Origin of the sequence: Marinobacter sp. (assembly GCF_041595835.1) — a bacterium.
Classification (GTDB): domain Bacteria; phylum Pseudomonadota; class Gammaproteobacteria; order Pseudomonadales; family Oleiphilaceae; genus Marinobacter.
The window spans coordinates 1-6,147 of the sequence record NZ_JBFHJO010000078.1 but is presented as its reverse complement, the minus strand read 5'-3'; the positions used below and the strand labels follow the sequence as shown (position 1 = coordinate 6,147).

General features: G+C 53.7%; 5 protein-coding genes. All 5 read left to right on the top strand.

Annotation, left to right across the window (positions count from 1 at the left end; genetic code table 11):
- On the top strand, window positions 1–1,780 hold a 1,780-nt coding region (locus ABYA77_RS14435), incomplete at its 5' end, for a response regulator (protein ID WP_372966660.1).
- Between the two features lie 38 nt (window positions 1,781–1,818).
- Entirely contained in the window at window positions 1,819–2,007 is a 189-nt protein-coding gene (yacG, locus tag ABYA77_RS14430; protein ID WP_372966659.1) for a DNA gyrase inhibitor YacG, read from the top strand.
- A gap of 150 nt (window positions 2,008–2,157) precedes the next feature.
- The gene (locus tag ABYA77_RS14425; RefSeq protein ID WP_372966658.1) at window positions 2,158–2,718 is read left to right on the top strand and encodes a YfaZ family outer membrane protein; all 561 of its coding nucleotides are present in this window, start codon (window positions 2,158–2,160) and stop codon (window positions 2,716–2,718) included.
- A gap of 118 nt (window positions 2,719–2,836) precedes the next feature.
- Window positions 2,837–5,053 (top strand): hypothetical protein, encoded by a 2,217-nt coding sequence (locus ABYA77_RS14420; protein ID WP_372966657.1) that lies wholly within the window; start codon window positions 2,837–2,839, stop codon window positions 5,051–5,053.
- A 77-nt stretch (window positions 5,054–5,130) separates the two neighbouring features.
- Entirely contained in the window at window positions 5,131–6,045 is a 915-nt protein-coding gene (locus ABYA77_RS14415) for a glucosaminidase domain-containing protein (RefSeq protein ID WP_372966656.1), read from the top strand.
- Window positions 6,046–6,147 lie beyond the last annotated feature (102 nt).

Genomic DNA, 6,147 nt, shown 5'->3' with positions numbered 1-6,147 from the left:
ACTGAATCTGGACGCGCTTGTAGCCCCTCTGGAACTGCGCAGAAAGAAGCCTTCAAAGCCCGATGAGTTGTCGGAACTTGAACAAGCACTGAATAAGATGCGGCTGCAGATTCTGGAAGACACCCGCTCGTTGCGCCAGAACTCCCTGCAAACCCAGAGCGAGCGGGACGAAGCCGTGCGCGCGAACCAGGTGAAAAATCAGTTCCTGGCTAATGTTAGCCATGAGCTGCGCATTCCGCTTCAGTCTGTACTCGGTTACGCCAACCTGCTGACGGACACACCGCTGGATCAGGAACAAAAGGAATATGTCAGCACGCTGCTGAATGCTTCTGAAAACCTTTCCGCCATTATCAATGACCTTCTCGACATATCCAGTATGGAAGCAGGGAAGCTTGAACTGGAGGAGATTCCCTTTGACCTTCGGGAAACCCTGAATGACCTGATCCATATGCTGGGAGCCAGGGCAAGAGAGAAAGGCCTGGCGCTGGAAATGCGTGTCGATGAAAGTCTGCCCTGGGCCGTGATTGGTGATCCCATCCGCGTTCGACAAGTGCTTCTGAACCTCCTGGCAAACGCAATCAAGTTTACCGACTCAGGCCATGTTCTGATCAGCATTGAGGTTCTGGGCCGCCATGAAGGCAAAGTTCGCCTTCGGCTGGCAGTAGAGGATACGGGGGAAGGCATCAACCCCGAAGAACTGCCCCTGGTTTATGAACCCTATGTCCAGCTAGGGCAGAGATTTACACGGCAATTGGCTGGTGCAGGCCTTGGCCTGGCCATTTGCCGACAACTGATTGATTTGATGGGCGGCGCACTGGATGTGGAAAGCCGGCCGGGTGAAGGCTCTACGTTCTGGGTGGAACTGAATCTTAAAGAAGCCAGTGACAGCTCTGCCCGGGTGCGACCTGACTCCCGGATGGTTCGTGGCCGCAGAGTGCTGGTGGTGGACTCTTACGAGCTGTCCCAGAAAATCACTCTTGAAATCCTCTCCCGCTTCGAGATTCAGATTGAAGCCGTAAAATCAGCAGGCGAAGCACTGACTTCCCTGCGTCAGGCATTTGATGGCGGCGACCCCTACCATGCCATCATTCTGGATGGGTTTATTCCAGACATGGACAGCGACCTTCTGTGCCGCCAGATTCGCACCAATGCACTTTGGAGCGATACCCGGCTACTGATTCTGTCTTCTAATCCTCAACGCGGTGATGCTGAACACTTCCGCCAGGCGGGCGCTGATGCTTTCTTAAGCAAATCACTGCGGGAATCTTATCTTATCCCCATTCTTAACCAGCTATTCAACGACATAAAGCAGAAGGACAGACGGTTTCTTACTCGCTTCTCCATGAAGACCGTTAACAATGGCAGCTCCATTCGACGAGAACTTCCCTGCGGCCGTAAGCGAGTCCTGCTGGTGGAAGATAACCCCGTGAACCGCCTGCTGACCAAACGTCTTCTTGAAAAGCTGGGCTGTGAAGTGATGATTGCCAACGACGGCCGGGCGGCCAGGACGCTCTGGCAACTGCATTCATTTGATATCATTTTCATGGATTGCGTGATGCCACATATGGATGGGTTCGAGGCCACCCGAAAACTTCGTGAATGGGAACACAAGCGCAACCTGCCCCGGGTTCCGGTGGTGGCCCTCACCGCCAGCGCGATGGAAAAAGATGAAGAACAATGTCGGGCCGCCGGCATGGATGCGTTTGTACCAAAGCCTGTCAACCTTGAAATGCTACGGGCAGTACTGGAACAATACTGTTACGCCCCTGCCGTAACCTGAGCGCCGGCAGTTCATCCATACAGCGCGGACCCATAGACATGAATGTTGAATGCCCCACCTGCAAAAAAACCGTTGAATGGAGTGACGCCAGCCCCTGGCGCCCATTCTGCTCTGACCGATGTAAACTGATCGACCTTGGCGCCTGGGCCAATGAGGAGTATCGGGTGCCTGCAGAGAATGTTTCGCCAGACGATCTGGACCAGGGCAATACCGACCACCTGCACTAGCTTACAGGCCCTCCTTACTCGCGGCTTACGGGCTTTTAAGTTGTACTGCCTGGAGCAGGTGTTTACCATCCTGTCCAGTCAGAACGATCGCTGATGCGGGCATATTTCAACGGTTCCGCATCCAATAACGACAGTTACAAAGGTGTACACATGAAGATAACCCGCATCTCTGCTTTGGCACTCTCTCTGGCCGCTGCCCCGGTTATGGCCACAGATCTGGACCTGAGCCTGACCAGCGATTCCGTAAAAGGCCAGGTCAATTTTTTCGGCACTCAGGATGAGCTGCAGGTTGGTGCAGGCTACACCTACCACGAAGGTAGCCGCCACATTGGTAACGTGGACTTTCATGCACAGGGCCGTACCGCACTAGGCAACCTGCCGACCACCGCGGGCCTTGGCCTTCGAGGCATTGCCTGGGATGACGATCATGTCGATGGCGGCGCTGTGGGCGTGGGAGGCTTTGCCACCGTAAATATCCCGGATGTCCCTGGCCTATCCGTTAGTGGCAGCCTGTACTATGCCCCCAGCATTCTGTCGTTCGGGGATTCTGACGATATGACCAGCCTTGAACTGCGTACCAGTTACCGCGTTATCCGTAACGCAGAGGTCTTTGCTGGCTACCGCTACCTCAACACCGAGCTGGACATGGTCGGCAGCCCGGACATTAATCTGGACGAAGGCGTTCTGGCGGGTATGAAGATTTTCTTCTGAAACCTGCCAACGGTTGCCCGCATAAACTGCGGGTAACCGATTCGTGCATTTCCTCACGCCCCTTCCTCCCGTTAACTGCTAGTCTTTCCAGATATATTCCACATGGATAAGCCCTGGCATGAGATTCAAACTCGCTTCCCTACTTTCCGTTTCTCTTATTCTCACAGCTTGTGGCAGTGCAGACAGCGCCATTGATGGCGCCCAGAACATACCTAACCTGTTTGGCAACACGGTGAACTCACTGGATGACTTCAGCTCCAGTAGCACCGGTGACTCCAGTAATGCCAGGGGCCTGGAAGCCAATCAATTGCGGGTAACCATGGAAGTGCCGGTCAACTACGCGCCCGATGGCGAACCCACACGCCGAAATCTGAGAATTGTGATTCCAGATCAGATTCAGGTTTACCAGACCAATCATTCCCTGCAGAAGCTGGACAACATTGATTACACCACGGCTACCGGTGATGACGGTCATTTCATTTTGACGTTCAATAACGGTCTGCCCATCGGGCCCGATGTTGTGATTGAAGCTACCTGGAATGGTGGCAAAGGCATTACCATGAAGGCGTTAGCGGCCGACTCTGACCGCGACGTGAAGGTAAACCCATTCTCTCACTACCTGGTTGAAGAGATTCTTGGGCAGCACTACGGCGCCGATGAATTTCAGACCGTGATGGACTGCGTAAATGACGTTGGCGGCGGGCTGTGCCTCAACAAATATGTATGGTCAACCCTGGCCGACCAGGTTCACGATTTTGAAATTGAGATTGGCAGCAATGCCAGTCTGGACTCAGCTCTCACCACCCTGAGAGAACGCGTGGACTTTGCGACCTACGTAGACAACCTCGCCAACTATGCATTGCTGGGTGAAAGCAACGCAGGCAGCATCAGTGCCAGTTCCGCCGATTACAACTCGGTATTCTTCGGATTAGAACTCGGGGAAACGTTTCGCAGTGATGGCGACAATACAGCCGGACAATGGGGTTTACGTACCGCTCAGGAGGAAGATCTGACAGACAACAAGGCAGAAGCCTTTCTGTACCCGGCCCTGACCCTGACAAGATTCAACGCCTTTGGTCTGGATGTAACGTCGCTGGCTACGGATATACCGTACGACCGGCAAACCGTCGCCCACACTACGGACAACCGCTTTATTACCGAAGCCTGGCGGCCAAACACCCACTCCAGCTCGCCCGGAGCCGCCACAGTCACACCAAAAGACTCCGCTGAAGGCACGGCTCGTCTTCTGGCTGGCCGCGCGCTCTATCAAAGCATAACCTACAAGGACGCTGGCCAAACCATTGGCTGGACACGCAACCCCTACTATCTCGACGCCTATACCACAGCGCCTGAAAGTGACACGACCGGCCCTGACCGGGTCATCTCCGGTTACTTTACTGCCGGCAAAGCCATCGCACTGGACGAGCAAGGCGGGAAGCTCAGGCGGAGTGACACGCTGGAGAATCACTATCTGTCAGCGTTTGAGCTGCACTTACTGAGAAGCGAAAACTTTGACCTGGCAGAAGTAGAGGGTGACTACAACCTGGTGTATCTGGCAGGTAGCTTCGGCAGTACTGAGGTAGCCTTTAAAACGGGCTACGGCAGTTTGAATACGGGTACAGCCACAGAACGAACGGTTGCTGCCACAGTATCGAACACGGGGAGTTTCGCTGTGAGCCGCGATGAAAACGGCACAGTTAGCACGTCGCCCGCGGCTTCATGGCCAGATAACGTGCAGATCACCAATCGCTTGTCTCTCCTGAGCTCGGGCAGCAGTAACATCGGTCGCCTGAGTTTATGCGAACACTGCCTGGCCCCTGATATGTCTGGTGCGGATGCGGTAGACGTTCAGAAGCCCGATATAGGTCAGGGTGCAGCAACGCCCGATGGCTCCCTGCTTGCCTTTAATCTGGACGACAGTGTATGGGGCGATGGTCTGTTGATTGCAGGAAAGACAACATCCACACCGTTACCTCAGAATGGCCAGTATCGGCTTCAAGGCGTTATTGTCTCAATGGCGGAAAACAGCAACGAGCTTTACCAGGTGAACAATGGGGTTTTAGAACTAAGCAGCGGCAATGCCACGCTCACAGCCAACACATTCAAAGTGAGTCACAGAATCAGCGATAGCCAAATCGTTGGCCCTGAAACCTATCCGTTAAGCGAGAACTTTGACTTCACCACGTCAATGAACGCTATCACCTCAACCAATTCACACACAGTGTTTAACGGCTTCTATACCGGAAATGCTGATCAGATTTTCCTGGTACTCGAGGATGACTCACCAGCCAATCCACGTACCGGGCTGTTAATAGCGACCTTGATTCCCGAATAACCGGCCGCATCCCATCACCCGGCAGCCCTCGTATAACCTGTTATAATTTCAGTCATATCGATTTTAGAGAGGGTTTTATGACGGCTGTTTATCGCGCACTCCTGCTGTGCGTTCCGATGGTTTTATTTGCCGGCGCAGGGGCGCTTTATGTTCCGCCCGTTGGTCAGGATAGCGATGAACGTGAGGTTGTCCTTGGCTCTCTCCCCCCTTTGCCCGCATGGGCTGGCGAGAGCCTTCCTGATTTCTCCGGCATCCGCGATACAACAGAACGTAAAGTCGCCTTTTTTTCGTTTCTGTATCCACGCATTGTGCTGGCTAATTCCCGCATCCTTCTGGAGCGGGAGTACCTTGAATCTCTGAAAAACAAAACCGGGTTTTCCAGTAAAGAACTGAAGTGGCTGTCCGATCAGGCAACCAGGCTTCGCATTAATGAGACGAATGGCAGTAACGCTCAGCTTTCTCTGTTAAAGAAGCGGCTGGATGTCATACCTCCGTCTCTTATTCTGGCCCAGGCTGCCAACGAATCGGCCTGGGGCACGTCAAGGTTCGCAACCAAAGGCAACAATCTGTTCGGCCAGTGGTGCTTTACCAAAGGCTGCGGACTGGTGCCACTCGGACGGGCTCAGGGAGCTACCCACGAGGTCGCCAGGTTTTCATCTCCTTATGCCTCCATTCGCAGTTATATTCAGAATCTGAACCGCCACCCTACTTATCAGCAGGTGCGTGAGGTTCGCTACCAGGACAGGCCATCTGACAAATCTTTGTCCGGCTGGAAAATGGCTGAAGGGTTGAGAGGCTATTCGGAGCGCGGCGAAGACTACATAAAAGAAATCCGTGCGATAATTCGCCACAACAATCTGGAGTTTTACGACAAGCAGTTCCGCAGCTTGCTTGCCAACCAACCTCCTGAGCACCTCAGGCAGATTGCCTCTGCCGATGAGGCTATAGCGCTGCTCCCGGGCGGGGGTGGTGTCACCCCTGTTAAACGTTAACCTTTAAACCTGAAACACAGAGATACTTCATGCTTGATTTCCTGCCCGCCCCGCTAAAAGGGGCACTGGTACTCCTGCTGATCATTCTGAACACCGTTATTT

Coding starts and splice junctions, on each gene's coding strand:
- yacG (WP_372966659.1), top strand. CDS start 1,819: ATGAATGTTGAATGCCCCACCTGCAAAAAAACCGTTGAATGGAGTGAC.
- ABYA77_RS14425 (WP_372966658.1), top strand. CDS start 2,158: ATGAAGATAACCCGCATCTCTGCTTTGGCACTCTCTCTGGCCGCTGCC.
- ABYA77_RS14420 (WP_372966657.1), top strand. CDS start 2,837: ATGAGATTCAAACTCGCTTCCCTACTTTCCGTTTCTCTTATTCTCACA.
- ABYA77_RS14415 (WP_372966656.1), top strand. CDS start 5,131: ATGACGGCTGTTTATCGCGCACTCCTGCTGTGCGTTCCGATGGTTTTA.